Origin of the sequence: Belliella pelovolcani (genome assembly GCF_900156785.1) — a bacterium.
GTDB lineage: Bacteria > Bacteroidota > Bacteroidia > Cytophagales > Cyclobacteriaceae > Belliella > Belliella pelovolcani.
Map to the genome: position 1 here is coordinate 340,705 of NZ_FTOP01000002.1, position 22,891 is coordinate 363,595.

The 22,891-nt window shown below is 39.5% G+C and carries 25 protein-coding genes and 1 tRNA gene; 17 read left to right on the forward strand and 9 right to left on the reverse strand.

Translation table 11 applies throughout. The features are described from left to right. Positions 1 to 93: 93 nt before the first annotated feature. Positions 94 to 1,347: a methionine adenosyltransferase gene (metK, locus tag BW935_RS03655; RefSeq protein WP_076498667.1), complete on the forward strand. Its 1,254-nt coding sequence runs from the start codon at positions 94 to 96 to the stop codon at positions 1,345 to 1,347. Positions 1,348 to 1,651: 304 nt separating this feature from the next. On the opposite strand, the gene BW935_RS03660 is transcribed toward metK, so the two are convergent. The 3 genes from BW935_RS03660 to BW935_RS03670 all read right to left on the reverse strand — a co-directional run bounded on the left by BW935_RS03660 (position 1,652) and on the right by BW935_RS03670 (position 2,561). After that, positions 1,652 to 1,885 (reverse strand): hypothetical protein, encoded by a 234-nt coding sequence (locus tag BW935_RS03660; protein WP_076498669.1) that lies wholly within the window; start codon positions 1,883 to 1,885, stop codon positions 1,652 to 1,654. A gap of 12 nt (positions 1,886 to 1,897) precedes the next feature. Next, the gene (locus BW935_RS18845) at positions 1,898 to 2,254 is read right to left on the reverse strand and encodes an RDD family protein (protein ID WP_076498670.1); all 357 of its coding nucleotides are present in this window, start codon (positions 2,252 to 2,254) and stop codon (positions 1,898 to 1,900) included. 235 nt (positions 2,255 to 2,489) lie between these two features. Further along, positions 2,490 to 2,561 (reverse strand) — tRNA-Arg (locus tag BW935_RS03670). A 359-nt stretch (positions 2,562 to 2,920) separates the two neighbouring features. Between BW935_RS03670 and BW935_RS03675 the strand changes: the two genes are divergently transcribed. The 4 genes from BW935_RS03675 to rplS all read left to right on the forward strand — a co-directional run bounded on the left by BW935_RS03675 (position 2,921) and on the right by rplS (position 5,174). Further along, positions 2,921 to 3,478 (forward strand): 30S ribosomal protein S16, encoded by a 558-nt coding sequence (locus tag BW935_RS03675; RefSeq protein WP_076498832.1) that lies wholly within the window; start codon positions 2,921 to 2,923, stop codon positions 3,476 to 3,478. A 14-nt stretch (positions 3,479 to 3,492) separates the two neighbouring features. Then, on the forward strand, positions 3,493 to 4,023 hold the full coding sequence (rimM, locus tag BW935_RS03680; protein ID WP_076498672.1) for a ribosome maturation factor RimM: 531 nt from the start codon (positions 3,493 to 3,495) through the stop codon (positions 4,021 to 4,023). Positions 4,024 to 4,025: 2 nt separating this feature from the next. Beyond that, the gene (gene trmD, locus BW935_RS03685) at positions 4,026 to 4,712 is read left to right on the forward strand and encodes a tRNA (guanosine(37)-N1)-methyltransferase TrmD (protein ID WP_076498834.1); all 687 of its coding nucleotides are present in this window, start codon (positions 4,026 to 4,028) and stop codon (positions 4,710 to 4,712) included. A gap of 90 nt (positions 4,713 to 4,802) precedes the next feature. Continuing rightward, positions 4,803 to 5,174, forward strand: coding sequence for a 50S ribosomal protein L19 (gene rplS, locus BW935_RS03690; protein ID WP_076498673.1), 372 nt, complete (start codon positions 4,803 to 4,805; stop codon positions 5,172 to 5,174). Between the two features lie 225 nt (positions 5,175 to 5,399). Here rplS and BW935_RS03695 read toward each other — a convergent pair whose 3' ends face one another. Then, a complete protein-coding gene (locus tag BW935_RS03695; RefSeq protein WP_076498675.1) occupies positions 5,400 to 6,299 on the reverse strand; it encodes a M23 family metallopeptidase in 900 nt (299 codons plus the stop codon). A 264-nt stretch (positions 6,300 to 6,563) separates the two neighbouring features. Between BW935_RS03695 and gltX the strand changes: the two genes are divergently transcribed. Genes gltX through BW935_RS03720 form a run of 5 tightly spaced genes read left to right on the forward strand, consistent with a single transcriptional unit; the run spans position 6,564 to position 10,753 of the window. Continuing rightward, on the forward strand, positions 6,564 to 8,102 hold the full coding sequence (gene gltX, locus BW935_RS03700; RefSeq protein WP_076498677.1) for a glutamate--tRNA ligase: 1,539 nt from the start codon (positions 6,564 to 6,566) through the stop codon (positions 8,100 to 8,102). A gap of 46 nt (positions 8,103 to 8,148) precedes the next feature. Further along, the gene (locus BW935_RS03705) at positions 8,149 to 8,355 is read left to right on the forward strand and encodes a hypothetical protein (protein WP_076498678.1); all 207 of its coding nucleotides are present in this window, start codon (positions 8,149 to 8,151) and stop codon (positions 8,353 to 8,355) included. Between the two features lie 7 nt (positions 8,356 to 8,362). Further along, positions 8,363 to 9,028 carry a porin family protein gene (locus BW935_RS03710; RefSeq protein WP_076498680.1) on the forward strand — a complete coding sequence of 222 codons (666 nt, stop codon included), beginning with the start codon at positions 8,363 to 8,365 and terminating at the stop codon, positions 9,026 to 9,028. 60 nt (positions 9,029 to 9,088) lie between these two features. Then, positions 9,089 to 9,670, forward strand: coding sequence for a NifU family protein (locus BW935_RS03715; RefSeq protein ID WP_076498682.1), 582 nt, complete (start codon positions 9,089 to 9,091; stop codon positions 9,668 to 9,670). Positions 9,671 to 9,676: 6 nt separating this feature from the next. Further along, positions 9,677 to 10,753: a DUF3810 domain-containing protein gene (locus tag BW935_RS03720; protein ID WP_076498684.1), complete on the forward strand. Its 1,077-nt coding sequence runs from the start codon at positions 9,677 to 9,679 to the stop codon at positions 10,751 to 10,753. 31 nt (positions 10,754 to 10,784) lie between these two features. Here BW935_RS03720 and BW935_RS03725 read toward each other — a convergent pair whose 3' ends face one another. After that, positions 10,785 to 11,684, reverse strand: a complete 900-nt coding sequence (locus tag BW935_RS03725) for a DMT family transporter (RefSeq protein ID WP_076498687.1) — start codon at positions 11,682 to 11,684, stop codon at positions 10,785 to 10,787. A 67-nt stretch (positions 11,685 to 11,751) separates the two neighbouring features. Continuing rightward, a complete protein-coding gene (gene dusB / locus BW935_RS03730; RefSeq protein ID WP_076498689.1) occupies positions 11,752 to 12,747 on the reverse strand; it encodes a tRNA dihydrouridine synthase DusB in 996 nt (331 codons plus the stop codon). Between the two features lie 38 nt (positions 12,748 to 12,785). Between dusB and BW935_RS03735 the strand changes: the two genes are divergently transcribed. From BW935_RS03735 to BW935_RS03760, 6 genes are all read left to right on the forward strand, one after another. Continuing rightward, on the forward strand, positions 12,786 to 13,745 hold the full coding sequence (locus tag BW935_RS03735; protein ID WP_076498691.1) for a CPBP family intramembrane glutamic endopeptidase: 960 nt from the start codon (positions 12,786 to 12,788) through the stop codon (positions 13,743 to 13,745). Then, complete coding sequence (locus BW935_RS03740) at positions 13,720 to 13,926, forward strand: putative signal transducing protein (protein ID WP_076498693.1); 207 nt, start codon at positions 13,720 to 13,722, stop codon at positions 13,924 to 13,926. The genes BW935_RS03735 and BW935_RS03740 overlap by 26 nt, the downstream gene beginning before the upstream one ends. Next, positions 13,910 to 14,767, forward strand: coding sequence for a phosphatidate cytidylyltransferase (locus BW935_RS03745; RefSeq protein ID WP_076498695.1), 858 nt, complete (start codon positions 13,910 to 13,912; stop codon positions 14,765 to 14,767). Before BW935_RS03740 ends, BW935_RS03745 begins: the two co-directional genes overlap by 17 nt. 75 nt (positions 14,768 to 14,842) lie before the next feature. Then, positions 14,843 to 16,120: a Glu/Leu/Phe/Val family dehydrogenase gene (locus BW935_RS03750; RefSeq protein WP_076498698.1), complete on the forward strand. Its 1,278-nt coding sequence runs from the start codon at positions 14,843 to 14,845 to the stop codon at positions 16,118 to 16,120. A 212-nt stretch (positions 16,121 to 16,332) separates the two neighbouring features. Then, positions 16,333 to 16,995: a phosphatidylserine decarboxylase family protein gene (locus BW935_RS03755; protein ID WP_076498701.1), complete on the forward strand. Its 663-nt coding sequence runs from the start codon at positions 16,333 to 16,335 to the stop codon at positions 16,993 to 16,995. Between the two features lie 61 nt (positions 16,996 to 17,056). Continuing rightward, positions 17,057 to 17,833: a Rossmann-like and DUF2520 domain-containing protein gene (locus tag BW935_RS03760; RefSeq protein WP_076498703.1), complete on the forward strand. Its 777-nt coding sequence runs from the start codon at positions 17,057 to 17,059 to the stop codon at positions 17,831 to 17,833. Between the two features lie 133 nt (positions 17,834 to 17,966). Here the strand turns inward: BW935_RS03760 and BW935_RS03765 are convergent, their stop codons facing one another. The 3 genes from BW935_RS03765 to BW935_RS03775 form a co-directional block, all read right to left on the reverse strand. Beyond that, entirely contained in the window at positions 17,967 to 18,821 is an 855-nt protein-coding gene (locus tag BW935_RS03765; protein WP_076498705.1) for a pirin family protein, read from the reverse strand. A 611-nt stretch (positions 18,822 to 19,432) separates the two neighbouring features. Further along, complete coding sequence (locus tag BW935_RS03770; RefSeq protein ID WP_076498706.1) at positions 19,433 to 20,434, reverse strand: acyl-ACP desaturase; 1,002 nt, start codon at positions 20,432 to 20,434, stop codon at positions 19,433 to 19,435. A 130-nt stretch (positions 20,435 to 20,564) separates the two neighbouring features. Next, the gene (locus BW935_RS03775; protein WP_076498708.1) at positions 20,565 to 21,440 is read right to left on the reverse strand and encodes a YncE family protein; all 876 of its coding nucleotides are present in this window, start codon (positions 21,438 to 21,440) and stop codon (positions 20,565 to 20,567) included. A 183-nt stretch (positions 21,441 to 21,623) separates the two neighbouring features. Between BW935_RS03775 and BW935_RS03780 the strand changes: the two genes are divergently transcribed. Then, the gene (locus BW935_RS03780; protein ID WP_076498709.1) at positions 21,624 to 22,865 is read left to right on the forward strand and encodes a dipeptidase; all 1,242 of its coding nucleotides are present in this window, start codon (positions 21,624 to 21,626) and stop codon (positions 22,863 to 22,865) included. The last annotated feature ends 26 nt before the right edge of the window (positions 22,866 to 22,891 follow it).

Consider the following 22,891-nt stretch of genomic DNA (forward strand, 5'->3'; position numbering starts at 1 on the left):
ATCCATCATAAGGTTGAGTGCTTCATTTTTTATTTCGCTCCTAAACCGTATTTTTACGCACTATTTAAGAATCAGTAAAAAAGCAGTATATATATGCCATATTTATTTACCTCAGAGTCAGTTTCTGAGGGACATCCGGATAAGATTGCAGATCAGATTTCTGATGCATTGATTGATAATTTTTTGGCTTTTGATCCCCGATCAAAGGTAGCCTGCGAGACTTTGGTTACCACTGGGCAAGTAATCTTGGCAGGGGAAGTTAATTCTGATACCTATTTGGATGTACAGAAGATTGCCCGAGATGTAATCAATAGAATCGGTTATACCAAAGGAGAGTATATGTTTGACGGTAATTCTTGTGGTGTACTTTCGGCCATTCATGAGCAATCACCAGACATCAATCAAGGAGTAGACAGGAACAGTCCAGAAGAACAAGGAGCAGGAGATCAAGGGATGATGTTTGGCTATGCCACCAAAGAGACCGAAGATTACATGCCTTTGGCTTTGGACCTTTCGCATAGAATATTGAGAGAGTTGGCAGCATTGAGAAGAGAAAATGATCAAATCAAATACCTTAGACCAGATTCTAAATCTCAGGTGACGATCGAGTATTCTGATGATAATGTACCTCAGCGCATCGATGCCATTGTGATATCTACACAGCATGATGACTTTGCAGATGAGCCTACCATGCTTGCCAAAATTAAGGAAGACTTGATTGCTATCTTGATTCCAAGAGTAAAAGCTCAATTGAAACCAGAAATTCAAGCCTTATTCACTGAGGATATCACTTACCACATCAACCCTACTGGCAAATTTGTCATTGGAGGGCCACATGGGGATACTGGATTGACTGGCAGGAAAATCATCGTTGATACTTATGGCGGCAAGGGCGCCCATGGTGGGGGAGCATTTTCTGGTAAAGATCCTTCCAAGGTGGATAGATCTGCTGCTTATGCGACTAGACATATCGCTAAAAATATGGTGGCTGCAGGTATTGCAGACGAGATCTTGGTTCAGGTATCCTATGCCATCGGAGTGGCTAAGCCCATGGGGATCTATGTGAATACTTATGGGACTTCAAAATTGGGACTTTCCGATGGAGCAATTGCCAAGAAAGTAGAGGAAATATTTGATATGCGCCCTTATGCCATAGAACAGCGACTCAAGTTGAGGTATCCGATCTATGAAGAGACAGCGGCTTATGGTCACATGGGTCGAAAAAATGAAGTAGTCAGCAAAACCTTCTTTACGCCCGATGGCAAGTCCATTGATTTGGATGTGGAGTTGTTTACCTGGGAAAAACTAGACTATGTAGATAAGATCAAAAAGGCTTTTGGGCTTTGATATAGATAAAAAAAGCGGCTTGAAAGCCGCTTTTTTTATTTGTGCAAGCAATTAGAAAAAAATGATTAGTCTCTTTTTTTCTTATCTTCTTGTTTGGCTTTTTTGTCAGCCCTTTTTTCCTTTAAACTCTTCTCAGGTTTTTTCTTTTCGGCTTTTTTTGCGGTGTGTTCTTTTGCCATGATTTTAAGATTTGTAGGAAGATACCGCTTTTAGTTGATTGATTTTAGAAAGCACCTCAAAATATTCTTCTGAGATAATAAGTAAAATAAAAAGCCATCCAATTATATCTGGATGGCTTCCTTTTTTATTTTCCTTCTGGCTTGTAGATTGCACCTGTTGCAAAATCTACAATGGCTCCCGGCCAGAAAAGAATGATATCGGCAATCAAAGCACCAACCCTCACCTTTCTTTGAGGCTCACCTGGCCCTGGCTTCGTTCTTTGATATTCTGTCACCGGTCCACCAAAGATGGTAGCGCAGCTTGACAATGATGCCATGATCAAAACCATGGAAAGCAATTTTGTGATTGTTTTTTTCATTGGATTGAAAATTTAGAATTTGATTAATATAGTTTGTGAAAAATGGTCATGAAGACCTTTTTCGGTAATGAAATAAGAAAGAAAATAGAAGGGGAGTCCCCTTAAGAATGTTCTAATCAAAATTTGATAGGCCTTTGCTTTTTCGCCAGTTCTTTTGTCTACAACTTTTGTTTTGGTAAGCATCTTACCGAGCGTTTGTCCAAAAACCAATTCACTTGTAAAATAATAGAAAAAGTAAAATCCAATGAGGAAGTTTCTAACCGATTCTTTTTCAATAACCCCTTTGAAAACCCACAAGATTACTATTGAAAAAACCAAAAAGGCTGAAATATCAACAAGAAAATTTACAATTCTATATTTGAAATTCATTATAACTAAATTTCTGCTAACATATAAAAAGTTTATTAAAAGAAGAAATTTATTTATTAGTTTCTAGTATGGCTTTATAATCATATTTACTGTTATTGGGCCTTTTCAATCCGTCTGACGGTTTCACTTTGGTTAACCCTTCCACCTTCACTAAAAAGAATCTTCATGTGCGGCACAGATATCAGCTCAACAATTTCAAGGCATAAAAAAACCAAGCACCTCTGCTTGGTTCTAGTAGCCGCGCTAGGAATCGAACCTAGATCTAACGTTTAGGAAACGCTTGTTCTATCCATTGAACTACGCAGCCATATTATTTCAAACATTTCAGAAACTCCTTTTTTGCCCCTGATTTAAGAAAAATTTCTCGTGTGCCAATTTCTTCTCAATTATAACATACTTCAAGATGTTCAGTCTTTTTTTGATCGAGTATTACCAGAATTGTGCTCTATTTCTTTGTACATCATACTTCGTATTTTGTACATTTTCAAACCATCTCGACCATTATCTCCACCCTTCACCTTCGAAGAAATGCTAATTTAATTCAAAACCTTCGACCAAAGCAAATATATTTCTGACTACTTGTGACTTTCAATTTAAAAGCGCTATCTTTGCAGTCCAAAAATCAAGATGGACGGGATCCATCAATTCACTAAATATCAATATAATATGGCAGTAAAAATCAGATTAGCGCGTAGAGGTAGAAAAAGATTAGCCATCTATGACGTAGTAGTAGCTGATGCTAGAGCTCCACGTGATGGACGCTTTATCGAGAAATTGGGTACCTACAACCCAAACACTGACCCTGCATCAATCAACATCAACAATGAGCGTGCTCTTAAATGGTTGTTGAATGGTGCGCAGCCTACAGACACTGTAAAGGCAATGCTTTCTTACAGAGGTGTATTACTTCAGAAGCACCTTCAAATCGGTGTCTTGAAAGGAGCAATCTCTCAGGAAGAGGCTGACAAAAAATTCGAAGCTTGGAAAGCGAGCAAAGAAGAAGCAATCACTGGCAAAGTTGACAAATTGGCTAAAGCGAAAGCGGATGCTCGTCAGAAAGCACTCGATGCTGAAACAGCTAAAAACCAAGCTAGACTTGATGCTATCAAAGCTAAAGAAGACGAAGCGAAAGCTGCTGCTGCCGCTGAGGCTGCAGAAGCTGCTGATGCTCCTGCAGAAGAAGCTCCTGAAGCTTCTGCTGATGGTGAAGAAACTCAAGCCTAATATCCTACCTTGCCATGAACAAAGACAATTGTTTTCAATTGGGCTATATTGCTAAGGTTCATGGTCTTCATGGGGAAGTTACAATAGTATTGGATGTGGATTATCCAGAAGCGTATGAAGGCATAGAGCATGTCTTTATCGATCAAAAATCCAGACTCGTTCCTTTCTTTCTTGAGTATTTTGATCTTCAGCCAAACAATAAGGTGTTGGCAAAATTTGAAGATTACAATACCATGGACGATGCAGAAAAGTTAGTCGGTTCGGAATTATACCTACCGCTGACGGCACTGGAGGAATTGGGTGAAGACCAATATTATTTCCATGAACTGATAGGATTCGAAGTAGTAGATGCATCCCTCGGGTCAATCGGGGAAATCAAAATTATCTATGATCTTCAAACACAAGATTTATTGGGTGTAGACCATAAAGGAAAAGAAGTTCTGATTCCCATTCAAGACGGAATTATCCAAAAGGTAGACAAGACAGCTAAAAAAGTTTACTGTCAGCTCCCAGAAGGCTTACTTGAAATATATCTAGAGGAATAATGATGCGCATAGACATCATCACGGTAGTACCAGGCTTATTAGATGGTCCATTTTCACATTCTATTCTGAAAAGAGCAGAAGAAAAAGGTCTAGCGACAGTCAAAGTACATAACTTGAGAGATTATGCCACTGGCAAGCAGAAGCAAGTCGACGACTACGCTTTTGGTGGCGGAGCAGGCATGGTCATGATGATAGAACCTATCGCAAAATGTATTCAAGAGCTCCAAAGTGAGAGAGACTATGACGAAATCATCTATCTAACTCCCGATGGCAGTACATTCAACCAAAATATGGCGAATGAATTGTCTTTAAAAGGAAACTTGATGATGTTGTGTGGGCATTACAAAGGAGTAGATGAAAGGGTTAGACAGAGATTCATCACCAAAGAAATCAGTATCGGTGACTTTGTACTTTCTGGAGGAGAATTGGCCGCCGCAGTTTTAGCTGATGCGATCATTCGCTTGATCCCAGGAGTGCTCAATGATGAAACTTCTGCACTGACTGATTCCTTTCAGGATGGATTACTCGCTCCTCCAGTATTTACTAGACCTGCAGAATATGAAGGAATGAAAGTTCCAGAAATCTTACTCTCAGGACACCAAGCCAAGATCGAGGATTGGAGATTTGAGCAATCGGTTCGCCGAACACAAGAAAGAAGACCTGACCTGATGGATAGGAAAGATTTCTAAGTGGCGATGACAGCAACAAGCGATAAATAAAAGAATTTAACAGAAAATCATCCCAAGGATGATTGCTACAAGCACATAAAATACAAAGCTATGAGCGAACTAATCAAATTTGTAGAAGCGGAATACAATGAAGTAAGATCTTCATTCCCTTCTTTCAAGGCAGGAGATACTATCAATGTTCACGTAAGAATCAAAGAAGGTAACAAAGAGCGTATCCAGCAGTTCCAAGGTACTGTAATCCAGAGAAAAAATGTGAACACCAACGGTGAGACGTTCACAGTAAGAAAAATCTCTAACGGTATCGGGGTAGAAAGAATCTTCCCTATCCTTTCTCCATCAATCGAGAAAATCGAATTGCTAAGAGAAGGTAAAGTAAGAAGAGCGAGATTGTTCTACCTAAGAGGACGTCAAGGTAAAGCTGCAAGAATCAAGGAAAAAATCAGAGTGAGAAAAGACTCTTAAGCTTTCTTGTTTCAAGATAAAAAGGAAATCCATCTGGATTTCCTTTTTGTGTTTTGTGATTATCAGTTTACTTTCACGTAGCCCAAAAATTAATACAAGAGTGTATGATTTCACCTTCAGTTGACTATGCCACGGCACACGAGCTGTGGGCTGCTGTCTGTGGACAAGTATCCGCATGATATAATGCCTCTTTTTCTTAACGTGTAAATTTGCGGATACTCGTATTTATAGATTATGTAAATGCTTTTTCTTTTCTTTTTTAGTCATTTCTAAAATAATCAATTCCTCGGGATGTTCTACCGTTATCTCAGTCATTTCCTTGATTTGAATACCTTTACCCTCAGATCCCCTTAAAAGAACTTCAATGTTTTCACGAGTCACTTCCTCACCTGATTTCACCAACCTACTTTGTACCATCCTTACGTGAGGTCCGGCTCCATAATTTTCACCTGCTGATTCTGCCAAAGGATCCCCAGGAAAAACAGTGTCACCAACCTTTACCATTGCACTTCCAGGTTTGAGCACCTTGATCCTTGTAAAGACACCATCTCCATGATAGAGTTCTATAAAATTGTCTATTGCATTGAAATACACATTATTTCCTTCAATCTTCTCATTTATTTTCATGTCTGAAACTATGCCTTTCCTTGGAGCCGAGATAATGGTAGGCTCCTCAAAAGTGATAGAAAGGCCTACGTAGCTATCATTGACTTCCTCACCTCGAAGGGCGTTTTCAATATGGGTCATTGGTGTAGCTTTAATCACCACCCCACTTTTGACAGGCGGTAGGTATATAATATTATCATCGGTTTTCGCTCTGTAGTCTCCTGGCCTAGAAATAAAACTGTAGTTTAGGTTTGTTGAAGATTGTGAAGGGTTGCTTTTTTTGAGTTTGCCAACCAGTGTTTGTCCTGGGGGTACGACTTTGATTGTTGTCATTCCTCCATCAGGTATCAAGTTTTGAAGGTTTTTATAGTAGATTGTGACTGAATATGGTATAGGGGTGCTATTCTCTGCATACATGATTACATTACCATCAGCATCTCTTTCTGATTTTAAAGCGATTTGTGGATAGGCATGAGAGAAAACTAAAAATAAAGTGAAAATTAATAAACGTAGTTTCATAAAATTAAACGTGTATTTAGTTATGTGTAAAATGGAATTTCAAATAAAAAGAGTTTAGAATTAAAATTAAAGTTTAAATGTAAAAAATCAATTGGCAATTTTTCACTCTAAAGGCCTTATCTCTTTTCCCCAATTTTCTTTTTTATCCCGATCCTGTGGAAAAATAAGGTTTCAACCTTTGATTTCCTTATCTTTGTAGATTGATATTTGCAGTTTTACATACATGGAACATCAAATTTTCAATTAATCAGAAAATCACATCAAATGAATAGAGAAGTACGCGTAAGATTTGCACCATCTCCTACAGGGGCGCTTCATATTGGGGGTGTAAGAACAGCCCTTTACAATTACCTTTTTGCCCGTAAGATGGGGGGGAAATTTTTATTGAGAATAGAAGATACTGATCAGACTCGTTTTGTACCGGGTGCTGAAGAATATATCAAAGAAGCTTTGGATTGGCTGGGGATAGCTCCTGATGAGAGTCCCTGGAATCCCGGAGCTTGTGGTCCATATAGACAATCAGAGCGAAAGCCAATGTACATGCAGTATGCGCTCGATTTGGTAGAAAAAGGGCATGCCTATTATGCTTTTGATACCTCTGAGGAGCTAGATGCTATGCGTGAGCGCTTGACTGCGGCAAGAGTAGTATCCCCACAGTACAATTCCATCACCAGAACGCAAATGAAAAATTCCCTTACTTTACCAGAAGATGAGGTAAAGGCAAGACTTGCATCTGGGGAACCATATGTCATTCGAATCAAAATCCCTAGAAAGGAAGAAGTAAGGCTGAATGACATGATTCGTGGCTGGGTTATGGTGCACTCCAATACCCTTGATGATAAAGTACTGATGAAATCTGACGGTATGCCTACTTATCACTTAGCTAATATTGTAGATGACCATTTGATGGGTATCACCCACGTCATCAGAGGTGAAGAGTGGCTGCCATCTGCTCCCCTTCATGTGTTATTGTATAAGTATTTTGGCTGGGAAGACACCATGCCACAGTTTGCACATTTACCATTGTTGTTGAAACCTGATGGTAATGGCAAGCTTTCTAAAAGAGATGCCGACAAGCACGGGTTTCCAGTATTCCCGATGGATTGGACTGATCCTAATTCTGGTGATAAAGCTATTGGTTTCAGAGAAGCAGGGTACTTACCAGATGCATTTTTGAACTTCCTTGCATTCTTAGGCTGGAACCCTGGTGACCATCGGGAGATTTTCAATTTGGATGAATTGATAGAAGCTTTTTCTATTGAGAGAATTGGTAAGTCAGGAACTAAGTTTGATATCAATAAGGCCAAGTGGTACAATGAGCAATACCTTAGAAACAAGTCTGATGAAGAACTAGCGTCATATCTAATTGCTGACGTGGAAAAAGAAGGCTTGTCGGTGGCAGCAGATAAAGCAGCACAAATAGCTGCAATTATGAAAGAGAGGGCTACTTTCCCAGCTGACTTATGGAGAGAAGGCAGATTTATGCTGGTAGCACCAACGCACTTTGACGAAACTGTGGCTTCTAAGAAATGGAATCAGGAGGCAGTAACAGTGCTGACGACTTATAAAAATAAGTTGGAAGTTAGCCAAGAAGTGTTGACACCAGAATCAGCAAAGGCCTTGCTTGAAGCTGCGGCGACTGAGAATGAAATCAAGTTTGGAAAAGTAATGCAAGCAGTAAGGTTAGCTGTCACAGGTGTGGGAGCTGGACCAGATTTGATGGCTGTGTTTGCGATCATTGGCAAAGATGAATTGATCAAAAGAATTGCTTTTGCGTTAGATACCTTACAGGTACAATCATAAATTCACAATAGGGAGAGGAAGCTCTCCCTTTTAAATATCATTTCTAATGGCTAAAAAGTCCAAAAAAAAGGAAGAAACACCCAAGGTACATAAAGACCTGGAGGGGTTTAAAATGAATATTGATTCTTTTGGGGAAATATCGAGTTCTTTTCCTATTGACAAGCTCAATGAATTTCTCAATAAAAATGTGGAGGACAAAAAACTCAAAGACAGAGAAGACATTGATGACATCAAAAAAGGGAAAGACAAATAAGTTTTTTATGCGTAATACCCTTGTTCTCTTTTTCATTTTTATTGCAAGTCTATTAAGCGAATCAGTCTATGCTCAAACGAGCGTAGGATTCCGTGGAGGTTATTCTGTCTCGAATTACAGCTATAGATTTACTCCTGGGGCTAGGACTACCAGATCCCCTGGAATCACAGCCCCAACATATAGCTTTGTCATAGAGCAATTTTTGGCCAAAAATGCAGGAGCTCAAATTGAGTTGCAGTACATACAGCTAGGGTATACACAGCGAGACACCTTGGATAGAACCAATCAGACTCGCTTGGATTACCTCAAAGTACCATTTATGTCCAATTTTTATTTTGGAAATAAAGGGAGGTTTCATATCAAATTAGGGACACATTTTGGCTATCTACTCAATGCTTCAGATACGCAACGTGAGTACGAAGCAAGTGGGCTATTACCTACCTATGGTGGAGTAGAGGATAGCCCTAGAAGATTGCTATATGGACTTTCCGCTGGAGCTGGATTATCAAAACTTTTTGGAAAAAGTACATTGGCTGGAGAAGTTCGGTTTTCGTATGATTTCAGTAGACCTGAGACTCAGGACAGGATTTTTGATATGACCAGTACCAATCTAGAATTTACATTATCTTATCTTTTTCAAATCATCAAGCCTAAATGGCAAAACCAGAAATAAAAGGAACTTAACAGCGCTTTTGCTGTTTATCTAAACATATTGACTAAGACAATTCATATCATGTTACAAGCGCAAAAAAGACCTACCACAATTTATATGGAAGCCAACCCAAACCCAAACTCTTTGAAGTTTGTGGTGAACTTTATGTTGGTAGATGATGGCATTAGTTTCGATTACCCAGATGCAGCAAGTGCTGGAAATTCTCCATTGGCACTAGAGCTATTCAATTTTGCTGCGGTAGACAGAGTTTTCATTGCATCTAACTTTGTGACAGTGACCAAAAAAGAAGATGTAGACTGGATAGAAATTCAGGATATCGTAAGAAACCAAATAAAAACCTATTTAGAATCTGGCCAAGCTCCTGTAAAGGCGGAATTCGATCAAGATCCACTCTTTGATGAAAATGATTCTGAAGTAGTAAAGAAAATAAAAGGTATTCTTGATGAATATATCAGACCTGCGGTAGAACAAGATGGTGGAGCCATTGTTTTTCATAGTTTTCAGGATGGGATAGTCAAGGTACTTCTACAAGGAAGCTGCTCAGGATGCCCATCTAGCACAGTGACTTTGAAAGCAGGAATAGAAAATCTATTGACGAGAATGCTTCCTGAAGTAAAGGAAGTTCAGGCACAAGGTGTTTAATTCAGAATGTTAAGAGGAAATTGGACTTGGAGCATTTTAGGCCTGATCAGTTTGCTGATCAGGCATTTTGCTATTCAGTCACCTGAAAAAACAGAAGAGATATACTCTAGAAAGTTTTTTCCTGGAATCCGGAATGTAATAGACCTGAGTATTTCCAAGTTGCCATTTCCTACAGTATATATTTTTATTGCATCCATTTTTCTATTTTTTGGGATTTTTGCCTATTATTTTTCCAAGAAAGTTGGCTGGAAATCAAAACTAGGCTATACTATTCGCTCTCTGTTTAATTACCTAGGGGCTTTGATTTTCTTTTTTCTTGTACTTTGGGGCTATAATTACCAACGTATTCCCGTATTTGAGCAGATAGGGATGCAACCTCGACCTATGATCGAAGAAGAGTTGATCCCAGAATTGGAATTGACCAGAAATCTCTTGAATCAGCTTAGACCATTGATTTTAGATGATACTGTAGCGATAGATTCAATTATGCCCTACTCAGAGTTAGAGCGTATGGTACGTGGAAATATGCGGGAGCATCTCTATTTGTTGGGGCTGAATTTTACAGGAGAGCCTCGAACGAAGGAGTTCTACCCTGCAGGGTTTATGCGTAAAATGGGTATTTTGGGAATCTATTTTCCATATACAGGCGAAAGCTATATTGATCCAACACTGCACCCCTTGGAGAAGCCATTTACCATTGCTCATGAAATGGCCCATAGCTATGGAGTCACAGATGAAGGTGAGGCTAATTTTATTGCTTGGGTAATCGGCTCCAATAGTGATGATATTTTATTACAGTATTCGGCTCAACTCAGACTACTTCGCTATCAGATGAATGACCTCTATAGAATGTCTAAGGAATTGTACACTCATTTTTACAGAACCTTGCCTGTAGGCATTAGAAATGACCTGATAGCTATTAATAGAAATGCGGAAAAGTATAAACCAATTAATCTTGAAATCAGTAGAAAGTCCAATGACTTATTTTTGAAAACACAAGGAGTAAAAGCAGGGGTATTAAGCTATCAACAATTGCCAATGCTGGCACATGCATGGAGAAAGCGATTGAAGTCTGAAGATTAATGTGTTATTCTGTGAAGTTGCTAATCGGAGTTTACCGTCTATTTCCTACCCAAACACCAAAGATCACAGCAGCAATACCCAAATAATGACCTAGCAATAAAACCTCACCGTCTAGAATTCCCCACATAATCGCTACAATTGGGATCAAATAGGTGACTGAGCTTGCGAAAACGGGTGTGGCCACCTTCACCATGATGTTGAACAGTATTAATGCAAGGGCAGTACCAACTACACCTAAAATAGTAATATAGCCAGCAGCCAGTAGGCCTCCTTCTGCATGGGTAATCTTAAATGAAAAATCTGTAGCTGCAAATAAAAAGACCAAAGCGACAGGAAGCACCATCAATAGGGAGATTGCTGTGATGGCTACAGGTTTCAGCTCCACAAACTTGTATTTGATGATATTCAAATTGATTCCATAGCAAACGCAAGCGAGTAAGACATAGAATGCATAGGAATTGATCTCAGAAAATGTCCCAAAGCCTACACCCTCCTTTACGGTCAGTAGGATTACAACTCCCACAAACGCAATCAATAAACCTATCGTATTTCTCCTTGTGATCCTTGCGCCAAAAAAAATTGCTCCAATGATAACCACAAAGAGTGGCGTCATAGCATTGAATACGCCAGTCAAAGAGCTACTGAGCTGGGTTTGAGCTTTGGCAAAAAGGAATGCGGGAATAAAACTCCCTACCAGTCCTACTATAATCAGGTTTTTAACCTGTCTTTTATTCAATGATTTCAACCTAGGCAAAGACAAAGGAAGTAGTACCATTCCAGCTGCTACAATTCTGAATGCCCCAACTTCTCCAGGTGAATAGACTTCAAGACCTCTTTTGATCAAAATAAATGAACTTCCCCAGATGAGTGCTAGGATGATAAGAAAGCCCCATGCCTTAAGAGTGCTTTCTGCTTGGATGTCTCGGGTCATTGATGGTTTTGGTGGGTTAAAATGAAGGAGCCAATACTGAGGTACTGACTCCATATTTCATCTTTATTTATTTAGAAAATTCATAATCAGCATAAACTTCTGCGACTTGGTCCAAAAGTCCGAGTACTTGTTCATAGCCCTCAGCAGTAACCATCTCTGTTCTGAATGGTTTGAAGTTTGGCATACCCCTAAAATAATTGGTATAGTGTCTCCTCATTTCTAGGATGCCCTGCTTTTCACCTTTCCACTGAACTGAAAAGTCGAGGTGCTTCTTGGTGACATTGATCCTTTCTTGTAAACTAGGTGCTTCCATCATTTCGCCTGTGGCAAAGTAATGCTTGATTTCATTGAAAATCCATGGGTATCCTATAGATGCCCTTCCGATCATCATACCGTCTACATTATATTTTTCCCGGTATTCTTTTGCTTTTTGAGGTGAATCAATGTCACCGTTACCGAATACGGGAATATGTAATCTTGGATTAGCTTTCACTTGATTGAGGTATGACCAGTCTGCTTCGCCTTTGTACATCTGTTGTCTGGTACGGGCGTGTATGCTGATAGCCTGTATACCCACATCTTGCAACCTTTCTGCCACTTCCACGATTCGAATGGTGTCCTGAGACCAGCCTAATCTTGTTTTGACAGTGACAGGGATGTTGACGGCCTTTACGATCTCCGCAGTCATGGAAACCATTTTATCGATATCCAATAAAATGCCTGCCCCAGCTCCTTTACAGGCTACTTTATTGACTGGGCAGCCATAGTTGATGTCCAGAATATCCGGTCCTGCCTCCGCTGCGATGGCAGCTGCTTCACGCATGGACTCGATTTCATTACCAAAAATCTGTATTCCTATCGGTCTTTCGTAATCGTATATATCCAGTTTTTGAACACTTTTGGCAGCATCTCGAATCAGCCCTTCTGAGCTGATGAATTCTGTATACATCAGATCAGCTCCATTTTCCTTGCATACAGCCCGGAAAGGTGGGTCACTGACATCTTCCATAGGTGCCAAAAGCAATGGAAATTCCCCTAATTCTAAGTTTCCTATCTTAACCACTTCTCAAATCTATTTAATCGTGTAAATTTACCGCAATTATGGAGATTTATAAAACCCGATCCGCAATTGCCAGTAAAAGTAACTGGTTGTTGTCTCTAGTCGTTACTGTTTTGGTGAGTTTTGGAGTACTTGCCCTGCTTCAAGGACTAGCTGTACTTTTGGTTCACCCAATTTTTAATATCCCACTCGACGAGCTTGTCGCAGTATTGACTTCCCAAAGCGCCAACCCCAATGCCCGCATGGCCTTTTTGTTTGTGCAAGGACTTGGAGCAGGGTTTGGATTTATCGTGGCAGCTTTCCTGATAGCCAAGGTTATAGACAAAGCAGATATGGGCTTCAAACATCAAATTGCTAACTTTAAGTTCATTCCTTTTATAATCATGTTGTTTTTACTTTTTGGAGGAATGATGTTCAATGCACTATTGATCGATTTGAATGGGAATGTACAGTTTCCAGCCTTTTTGTCAGAGCTAGAGAAAGTTTTGCGAGACAAGGAAGATGAGCTTATGGCTTTGACCAAATACCTGACAGATTTTGACTCTACTGCTGAATTGATGATGGGGATTTTGGTGATAGGTGTCTTGGCTGGCCTTGGTGAAGAGTTATTATTCAGGGGGGTATTGCAACCCAAGCTCCATCAGTATACTGGCAATGCACACCTTGGTGTGTGGATTACAGCATTTATCTTTTCCGCGATTCATTTCCAGTTTTATGGATTTTTTCCAAGAATGTTATTAGGAGGAATATTTGGTTACCTCTATCTTTATTCTGGAAGTTTGGTCTATCCGATCATCGCCCATATCTTGAACAATACCTTTACCGTAGTTTTAGTATATTTGAACAAATTGGGCAAAGTGGAATTTGATATAGAACAAACAGACACCGTTTCTTGGCCAATTGCTTTGGGAGGTTTGATAATATTATTGATCAGTCTGAGGCTTTTTAAAGACAAATGTAAACCCATTATTACCGATGAAAAATTGGAGCAAAGTGTTTGAGGACGGATCACCAGTCAGGGCTGAGATCGTCAAAGGTGTCTTGGAATCTCATGGAATACCAGCCTTTATCCTCAACAAAAAAGAATCTGCCTACAAAATACACGGGTATTCAGAAGTGATGGTGCCAGAAAAAGACCATCAAGAAGCCTCAAAAATCATTCAGAATGAGATCACCTTTTAAGCTCAGGTCAAGATTTAATATCAATAATTATAGTAATCTTGGACAACGTGTCATTACCGCATTGATTGGGGCGACTGTGATTGTCTTTGGTTCAGTGTATAGCGAATGGAGCTATTTCCTGATCTTCGGGACTATATTGGCTTTTTCCCAAATGGAGTTCTATAAATTATCTGGACTTGACGGAATGTTGCCATTGAAAAGTTTTGGGACCCTTCTTGGTGTAATCATTTTCTCCCTCTCTTTTCTAATCGAGATGCAGCACTTGCAAGACAAATATTACTTCTTGATCTTTCCATTGTCATCCTTGGTGTTTTTCATCAAGCTGTATAGAAAATCAGATAAAAAACCCTTCACTGGAGTGGCATTTACTTTCTTAGGAATATTTTATGTGGCAGTTCCTTTTGCCTTATTGAACCTTGCGGCATTTTCGGTAGATGGTACCTTCCACTATGAAGTGATCGTGGGTGCATTATTTATATTATGGGCATCTGATACAGGGGCTTATTTTGCAGGGACTAAGTTTGGTAAGACTAAATTATTTGAGCGAGTATCTCCCAAGAAATCCTGGGAAGGCTTCCTTGGAGGCGCAATTTTAGCATATACAGTTGCCTATGTTTTGAGCAAATATTTCACTGCTTTACCAGAATGGCAGTGGTTTTGCATCACTACAATCATCATCATAGCAGGTACTTATGGTGACCTCATTGAGTCCCTTTTCAAACGAAGTATTGAGATCAAAGACTCGGGAAGAATTCTCCCAGGACATGGTGGATTTATGGACCGTTTTGACGGATTGTTATTATCGGCACCATTTATCGCAGCCTTTTTGAAAATCTTTTAAAAATGCCTGTTCGATATTGAAAATACTCCTTAATATTGTATTGTAATTCAACAAGCTCAACTAAAAAAACCCAATATGGCTTACATTGAACCGGCTCCCATTAAGGATGCAGAGAATCCGTTGGAGTCAATGATGGAAAGGTTTAACCTCGCAGCTGAAAAACTTGGACTTTCTGATGAAGTCTACAATGTTTTAAAAAATCCCGCCAAACAAGTTATCGTATCCCTACCAATCACCATGGACAATGGGAAAATCCAGGTGTTTGAAGGAATCCGTGTAATTCACTCTAATATCTTGGGCCCTGCAAAGGGAGGGATTAGATTTGCTCCCGATGTTCACCTAGACGAAGTAAAAGCTTTGGCAGCTTGGATGACATGGAAATGCGCCGTAGTAGACATCCCTTATGGTGGAGGTAAAGGTGGCGTGAGATGTAATCCACGTGAGATGTCCAAAGGAGAGATCGAAAGATTAATGAGAGCTTATACCCTAGCGATGCTAGACGTGTTTGGACCGGATAAGGATATTCCTGCTCCAGATATGGGTACTGGACCAAGAGAAATGGCTTGGTTGATGGATGAGTATTCTAAGGCAAAAGGAATGACTGTGAACTCTGTAGTGACAGGTAAGCCGCTCGTATTGGGTGGTTCGCTTGGCAGAACTGAGGCTACTGGTCGTGGCGTGATGGTGTCAGCACTTGCTGCTATGCAAAAGCTAAAAATCAACCCTTTCCAAGCTACTTGTGCAGTTCAAGGTTTTGGAAATGTGGGATCTTGGGCCTCCTTACTATTAGAGGAAAGAGGTCTGAAGATTGTAGCGATTTCTGATATTTCAGGAGCCTATCACAATGAAAATGGTATCAATATCCAAGAAGCTATCGCTTACAGAGATGGTAATAATGGAACTTTGGAAGGGTTCAAAGGAGCTGAAAAGCTTAATGATCCCATGGAGCTATTAGAGCTTGATGTAGACGTTTTGGTACCTGCGGCAGTGGAAGATGTGATCACCATTCATAATGTGGATAAAATCAAAGCCAAACTAATCGTAGAAGGTGCAAATGGTCCTACTTCAGCCAAAGCAGATGCGATCATCAATGAAAAAGGAATCATGGCTGTTCCAGATATCCTAGCTAACGCTGGTGGTGTGACAGTTTCCTATTTCGAATGGGTACAGAATAGATTGGGCTACAAGTGGACTGCGGAGAGAGTCAATAGAAGATCTGATAGAATCATGAAAGATGCTTTCGATCACGTCTATGAAGCTTCCATTAAGTATGATGTACCAATGAGAATTGCAGCTTATATTGTAGCTATTGACAAAGTCGCTAAGACTTACACTTTCAGAGGAGGCTTCTAATAGCAGGAATCTAAAGTTTATTATATTTGAGGTGTGGAAGTTTTGCTTTCACACCTTTTTCTATACCAATAAGATGAAAATTATAAGCATTGGTTGTAGAGAGCATATTCAAAAGTTCTACCATAAGTTCTAATGAGATATGTTACTCGGGACTTGAGATTGGTAAAAGGGTTTGAAAATAAAATTAATTGATAGACGAAATCTACACAATCATGACGATACATAAAGAAGGAAGAAAGCTCTTGTTTTGGCTGCTGATTATTTTGACAGCCCTCAATTATGCACTTTACTATTACTTCCCCTCTCAAGAAGTGCTTCTCAACGTTGTGCTTTTAGTTAGTGTGGTTTTTTATGTGATCATTTTACAGTTTTTTCGGAACCCCTTCGTGCCAGTCAGAAATGATGATGGAATGGTCTATGCTCCAGCAGATGGGAAGGTGGTTGTAATTGAAGAAGTTGTAGAAGATGAATTCTTTAAGGATAGAAGAAAGCAAGTTTCCATTTTCATGTCTCCTTTCAATGTCCATGTGAATAGATCTCCGATAACAGGCATTGTAGAATTTTTCAAGTACCATCCAGGAAAATACTTGGTGGCTTGGCATCCAAAGTCAAGTACTGAGAACGAAAGAACCACCATGGTTATCAAAGGTACTGATGGGACCAAGCTACTGGTAAGACAGATTGCTGGTGCATTGGCAAGGAGAATCAAATGGTATGTAGATGCAGGATCACCCCTTCAGCAATGTGGAGAATATGGCTTTATCAAATTTGGTTCTAGGGTAGATGTATTTCTTCCTTTGGATGCTGAGGTTTTGGTTCACATGGATCAAAAAACCAAAGGTGGAAGAACCCCAATAGCCAGGCTGAAGAGCTGATAAGCTCTTGGGAAATTTGATTTTTCCCTGTGGCCTTCATTGAATTTTTATATCTTTCATTATGAAGTTCAAGATCGCAGTATTAGGCACTGGCAATGTTGCCTCCCACTTGGTCCCTGCTTTGGAAAATGCAGGACACACAGTGACCGAAGTTTATGGCAGGAATATAGCAGCAGCTGCTAAACTTTGCGATTCTGTATATGTAGCTGAGCCAAAGGAGGACTTGGATTTCTCTGATAGTCAAGCGGAGATTTTTATTTTAGCTCTTAGTGATGCCGCAATATCAAATGTAGCAGATGAAATCATCCTTCCTGAAGAAAGCATACTTGTACATACTTCTGGGACAGTTCCGCTAAGCATACTTGGATATAGTTCTGCTGCCTATACTGGGATCCTATATCCATTGCAGACTTTTACCAAAGGCAGGGAAGTAGATTTTGAAGATGTTCCTTTTTTGATAGAATCAGAAGATCAAGAGACTTTACAAAAAATTAAAAAACTTGCCAAAAGCCTTTCAAACCAGGTTTACCTAGTTAAGTCGAAGGATCGGTTGGCGCTACATGTGGCAGCTGTATTTGCTAGTAATTTCACCAATCATATGATTCGACTCTCAGAGGAAATAATGGGCAGGCAAGGTTTGGATTTTGAAATGCTCAAGCCATTGATTATTGAATCCATCAGCAAAAGTCTCCAGCTAGGGGCAAAAAAAGCGCAGACAGGTCCTGCTGTCAGAGGAGATTATGACACCTTGGATAGCCATTATCAGTTTTTGAGTTACAATGAACAGGTTGCTGAAATCTACAAGTTGATTTCACAGGATATCATTGATGTTAATTGAGGAGTAGATTATGAATTTTTAAGATTTGAAGATTGAAAAATTCTTAATTTTTAGGATTGCTGATGACAAAAATAAAAAAACCACACAAACTCTTAGCAATTGAATATGTGTGGTTTTTGTCAGCAGAATTTAATTAATGATCCCAAGTCCCAAATTTTCCTGCTTGGTAATCTTGATAGGCTTGCATGATTTCTTGTTGCGTATTCATGACAAAAGGTCCTTGGGCAACCATAGGCTCGTTGAAAGGCTTGGCATGACCAAGAATGATAATAGCATCCTCCGAAGCTTTCACTGTCAGACTTTCTCCATCATTGTTGAATTCGACTAGGTTACGAAAAGGAATAGTCTCTCCTTGTACCTGTACTGCTCCTTTGACGATGTAAAAGAAGATGTTTTCTTCCTGAGGAATTTCCTTGGTGAGACTACTTCCTTCACTCATGTGAATAGTGCTCAGAGTTATCGGAGAGATGGTTTCAAATGAACCCTGATTACCATTCCATTCTCCAGCTATGAGTTGTACGTTGATTTTTCCATTATCTAGTTTGAAACTTGTGATTTCATCTTTTTGTAGACCAATGTATTTTGGTTTGGTCATTTTGTGTTTGGCAGGTAAGTTGACCCATAATTGAAGGATTTCAAGATCTCCTCCTTCTTTTTTGAATTTCTCAGAACTCACTTCAGCATGGATCAAACCACTTCCAGCAGTCATCCACTGGATTCCACCTGCTTCGATGACAGATTCATGGCCCCCAGAATCCATGTGCATGATGTCTCCTTCTAAAATGAAGGTGACCGTCTCCATTCCTCGATGAGGATGAGGGCCAAAAGGTAGACCATTATTATTTTTTGGGTAAGTCTGATGCCCATGGTGATTGAGGAAAATAAATGGATCTATCTGCCTTAGGTTATGTGAAGGCAGTGGATTGTATGTAATCAGATCAGCGATTGGATGATATGCAGCGGGGTGTATTCTCTTAATTGTTTTCATAGTGGTATTTAATGTATATACATGAAATCGAGAAATTGTATATTTTGTTCCCTTTTCTTGAAAAATATTATAAGTTCTAATCTTGATGGAACGCTGATGACGCTGATTTTAAAGATTATCGCAGATATATTTTGATTCTTTTCTCTGCGTATTCATTGTGTTTCTCCTTGGTTAGGGTATTCATAGCCACAAAGAGTATAATGATACACAAAGAGTGTGATAAAAAATCTGTGCAAATCTGCCAAATCTGTGTGCTACTATTATGGAACGCGGATGGCGCTGATCTTACAGATTATCGCAGTTTTTTTAATGCTCTCCACTGCGTATTCGATGTGTTTTACTATGATAGAAAAGGTTAGCTATAAGAATCAAAGACCGGTTATGAAATAGTTGAGCAAGAAAAAAAGCACCGAGTCTTAGCTCAGTGCTTTTAATAATATCTCAAATTATGTGAATACTTTTAATTCACTTTAATACCAATAACCTCAGGTTCCAAAATTAACATTTGCATTTGGTCAATATCTATTAGTACCTAATATCAATCAATATCTAATTAAGATATATCAGGGTTTTACTTTATTACTTTCCGAGTTTCGCTTATGAATAAATCATTACTTCAACCAAGCGAGTTGAATTTCGTCTGGAGCTTTCATTCTATCAGCTACGCGCATGTATCTGTCTGATAAGCCTGAGAGGTAATCCTGAGCTTTGGCAGCAGCATCTGATAGACCTGTAAGAGATTCGATTTTCCAAAGTTTCACCAAATGGTCGATGATTCTAGCATAATCCCAACCTGTGTAAACACCGATTTTTTGGGTGATTGCAGAGAATTGATCAAATAGGCTAGGGTTAGCACTTCCTTTTCCCATCAGAACTGCAGGCATGACGATTTGCTTGCGCATCATTTTTTCAAAAGCGAGAATTGCTCCATTTGGATCAATATTGAAGATCTCAGACATAAAAGATTTGTATGCTTTTTCATGTCTTGCCTCGTCACCAGCGATGGTTTTACAAATTCTTGAAAGCACATCGTCACCAGCTTTATCAGCTAGTTTTCCAGTATTCACGTGGGAGATTTTGGTTGCTCTTTCTTGGAATGAAGTATAGATGATTGCCTGATATGGATCTTTTTCAGACTTAGGATCAAAACCATTGTAGATGAGTCTATGTATGGTCTGCTCCACTTTCTTCATATCAGCTCTACCTGATAGGTAAAGGTATTTGTTGAGCAGGTCACCGTGACGATTTTCTTCAGCTGTCCAGGCCTTAGACCATCTTACCCAGCCAGATGGACTGAGAAGGTTGCCCTCTGGATTGATTCCCTCCAATAGATTGAAATAAGTCTGGTAACTCGGTAAGGCCTCTTCAGTGATCATATTTCCAATCAAGGAAGTAATGATGGTATCTGGAATTCCAGCGGCTCTTTCTTGTAGCTGCTTGACTTGGTCAAAAGCATCTGGTTCTCCCATATCAGGGAGAAAATCTGTGGGTTGCCAGCAGTCATCTGGGTCTACCAATGTATTGTCTACTGCATAACCCACAAAGTCATCGAGTTGACTGATGACCTCAAGATTTTTTTCTAATTCGTAATTGATGTGTTCTGACTTATTCATAATTGCGTTCACTTTACCTCTTCGGAATATGCTTGGAGAGCATAATTTTTTAGAGGAAATCTACCTTAAAGGTAAGGACATTCACTTGAATTCGTATAGAGAAAACCAGATTTCTAAATCGAGTATCCAATTAATAGGACAAGCGGTATGCTGCTACTTTATTTTTGAAGAACGTAGGCACAAGGACAATATTCTCGGAAGGAATAAAACTTATATCGGCAGTATTGGAATCTTCAGCTTTGGTGTCCAATAATAATGTTGCGATGCCATTCTGGATGAGGTAGATTTCACCTTGCCATCTGCTTGCTAAGAAAGTACTATCGTCTATGATGATCAGCCCATCTCCACCAGTGACTTCTTGGTTGATCATTTCAAAATTGCCTTTTTCATCGTACTTTTTTAAGCCTTCTGCATCCAAGCCATATAATGTACCATCTCCTCCAACTCTCAGCCCATTGATGTTATTTTGTCCTTCTGCAAAAAGGTAAATCTCACCAGCTAATAAAAAGTGGATCTTGCCAGTTGCCATGTCAGAGAAATAAACTCTATCATTGTGTACATCCACATCATTGAGGAAAGCAGCATCTTCTACCGCATATCTGTTGCTGATATTAGCTGTTTCAATGTCTATTTCAACCAGTTCATCAATATTGGTTACATAGAGTTTGCCATTGGTGATTCCCATACCTTTGGGCGCATCAATTCCCGTGACCCATTCTTGCTCTATAATATTACCTTCTTTGTCTATGATACTGATGGAACCTTTGCCATCTTTTTCTGTGGGATTGCCATCGATGTTAGCAACATAGATGGTGCCTGTCGCTTCATCATACAGCACAGATTCATTGGTGATTAAAGTATCATCAGTCTCCCATAAGAGCGTTAGGGTTGGTGTGATTTCGTCTTCATTTTCATCCTCAATGACTGTTTCATTAGAGCCGTTTCCGCAGGACACCAAAAGGAAAGTCGCTAACAGCGAGAGTTGAATAAATAATGAGTTTTTCATGTTTTTTGAATTAATAAATTGAAAATGAATAGTTTGTTAAGTTAATAATTTTTGTCCAAACCATTTTAAAAGTAGTGTTTTGACTTCCTTTACATAGGTTTAAACCCAAATAATAACCGTTTATAAATCTTATAGTTTTGGGTATTTGTGTATTATTTAAATTGAAATCTAAACCTGTACTTTATGAGAAAAATTTTATCACTTACACTTGGGGTAGCCATGGCTTTTGCTTGTAGCGAAAAGGCTGTAGAAGTGGATTACACCCAACTCACTGATGAGGAAAGGCTGGAAATAGCCAAAGAAATCGCTAAAAATACCATCATTGTAGATGGCCACATGGATCTTCCATTTAGGATGTACAACCAAGGCAACACCATGACAGGTGAAGTCTATGACTTCATCAATCGACAAGAGTCAGGAAACATAGATTATGTTCGAGCGATGGAAGGTGGAATGGATGCGCCGTTTATGGCGATCTATATTCCAGCAGGATATCAGGATAGAGGTGGGGCAAAAGATTTGGCTGATACCTTGATCATGATGGTCGAAAGGTTAGCAACTACTTGGCCCGATAAAATTGCTCTGGCCAAATCTCCAGAAGAGATTGAGGCTAATTTCAAAAAAGGTCTGCTTTCGCTTCCTATGGGAATAGAAAATGCTGCTGCTATAGAAGATGACTTGAGTAATGTGGAATATTTTTACAACAAAGGCATTAGATATATGACGCTGACCCATGGTAAAGATAACTTGGTTGGGGATTCTTCTTATGATGATGCAGAAACGCACGGCGGGTTAAGTGAATTTGGAAAAGAGGTTGTGGCTGAGATGAACAGATTGGGTATGATCATCGATGTATCTCACATTACTGACAAAACTTTCTTTGATGTAGCAGCGCTTAGCAAGGCACCGATCGTGGCTACTCACAGCTCAGCCAGGAAATTCACACCCGGCTTTGAAAGAAATGTGTCAGATGAAATCATCCAAAAAATAGCAGAGAAAGACGGAATGGTCATGATCACCTTCGGTGGTAGCTTTTTGGATCAAGCATACTCTGAGAAAAACAGTGCCAATAGAGCGCATATCGCAGCATGGCTAGAAGAAAATGGCCTAACAAGAAGAGATGAAGCTGCTCAGGAATACATCAATGAATACATGGAAGCTAATAAGCCTACTGTACATGTAAGTAAAGTAGCTGAGCATATAGATCATGTGGTCAAGTTAGTTGGTATAGATCATGTAGGTTTGGGGTCAGATTTTGATGGAGTAGGAGACTCCCTTCCTGAAGGATTAAAAGACGCTTCTATGTATCCTAACTTGATCGCTGAATTGTTGAAACTAGGGTATTCTAGAGCCGACATAGAGAAGATTTGTTATCAAAATTTCTTCCGTGTTTGGAAGGCTGTTGAAGCTGCGGCAGGAAAATAATTGTTATATATTCATAAACCATAAAA

Bases quoted from the DNA above. Each gene is read 5' to 3' on its own strand.
- BW935_RS03740 (WP_076498693.1), top strand. From the start codon at position 13,720: ATGAAAAATTGGAGCAAAGTGTTTGAGGACGGATCACCAGTCAGGGCT.
- BW935_RS03705 (WP_076498678.1), top strand. From the start codon at position 8,149: ATGGCTAAAAAGTCCAAAAAAAAGGAAGAAACACCCAAGGTACATAAA.
- BW935_RS03745 (WP_076498695.1), top strand. From the start codon at position 13,910: ATGAGATCACCTTTTAAGCTCAGGTCAAGATTTAATATCAATAATTAT.
- BW935_RS03780 (WP_076498709.1), top strand. From the start codon at position 21,624: ATGAGAAAAATTTTATCACTTACACTTGGGGTAGCCATGGCTTTTGCT.
- BW935_RS03715 (WP_076498682.1), top strand. From the start codon at position 9,089: ATGTTACAAGCGCAAAAAAGACCTACCACAATTTATATGGAAGCCAAC.
- BW935_RS18845 (WP_076498670.1), bottom strand. From the start codon at position 2,254: ATGAATTTCAAATATAGAATTGTAAATTTTCTTGTTGATATTTCAGCC.
- BW935_RS03760 (WP_076498703.1), top strand. From the start codon at position 17,057: ATGAAGTTCAAGATCGCAGTATTAGGCACTGGCAATGTTGCCTCCCAC.
- BW935_RS03765 (WP_076498705.1), bottom strand. From the start codon at position 18,821: ATGAAAACAATTAAGAGAATACACCCCGCTGCATATCATCCAATCGCT.
- trmD (WP_076498834.1), top strand. From the start codon at position 4,026: ATGCGCATAGACATCATCACGGTAGTACCAGGCTTATTAGATGGTCCA.
- BW935_RS03750 (WP_076498698.1), top strand. From the start codon at position 14,843: ATGGCTTACATTGAACCGGCTCCCATTAAGGATGCAGAGAATCCGTTG.
- BW935_RS03770 (WP_076498706.1), bottom strand. From the start codon at position 20,434: ATGAATAAGTCAGAACACATCAATTACGAATTAGAAAAAAATCTTGAG.
- rplS (WP_076498673.1), top strand. From the start codon at position 4,803: ATGAGCGAACTAATCAAATTTGTAGAAGCGGAATACAATGAAGTAAGA.
- BW935_RS03755 (WP_076498701.1), top strand. From the start codon at position 16,333: ATGACGATACATAAAGAAGGAAGAAAGCTCTTGTTTTGGCTGCTGATT.
- BW935_RS03695 (WP_076498675.1), bottom strand. From the start codon at position 6,299: ATGAAACTACGTTTATTAATTTTCACTTTATTTTTAGTTTTCTCTCAT.
- BW935_RS03775 (WP_076498708.1), bottom strand. From the start codon at position 21,440: ATGAAAAACTCATTATTTATTCAACTCTCGCTGTTAGCGACTTTCCTT.
- BW935_RS03660 (WP_076498669.1), bottom strand. From the start codon at position 1,885: ATGAAAAAAACAATCACAAAATTGCTTTCCATGGTTTTGATCATGGCA.
- BW935_RS03675 (WP_076498832.1), top strand. From the start codon at position 2,921: ATGGCAGTAAAAATCAGATTAGCGCGTAGAGGTAGAAAAAGATTAGCC.
- BW935_RS03710 (WP_076498680.1), top strand. From the start codon at position 8,363: ATGCGTAATACCCTTGTTCTCTTTTTCATTTTTATTGCAAGTCTATTA.
- BW935_RS03725 (WP_076498687.1), bottom strand. From the start codon at position 11,684: ATGACCCGAGACATCCAAGCAGAAAGCACTCTTAAGGCATGGGGCTTT.
- gltX (WP_076498677.1), top strand. From the start codon at position 6,564: ATGAATAGAGAAGTACGCGTAAGATTTGCACCATCTCCTACAGGGGCG.
- metK (WP_076498667.1), top strand. From the start codon at position 94: ATGCCATATTTATTTACCTCAGAGTCAGTTTCTGAGGGACATCCGGAT.
- rimM (WP_076498672.1), top strand. From the start codon at position 3,493: ATGAACAAAGACAATTGTTTTCAATTGGGCTATATTGCTAAGGTTCAT.
- BW935_RS03735 (WP_076498691.1), top strand. From the start codon at position 12,786: ATGGAGATTTATAAAACCCGATCCGCAATTGCCAGTAAAAGTAACTGG.
- BW935_RS03720 (WP_076498684.1), top strand. From the start codon at position 9,677: ATGTTAAGAGGAAATTGGACTTGGAGCATTTTAGGCCTGATCAGTTTG.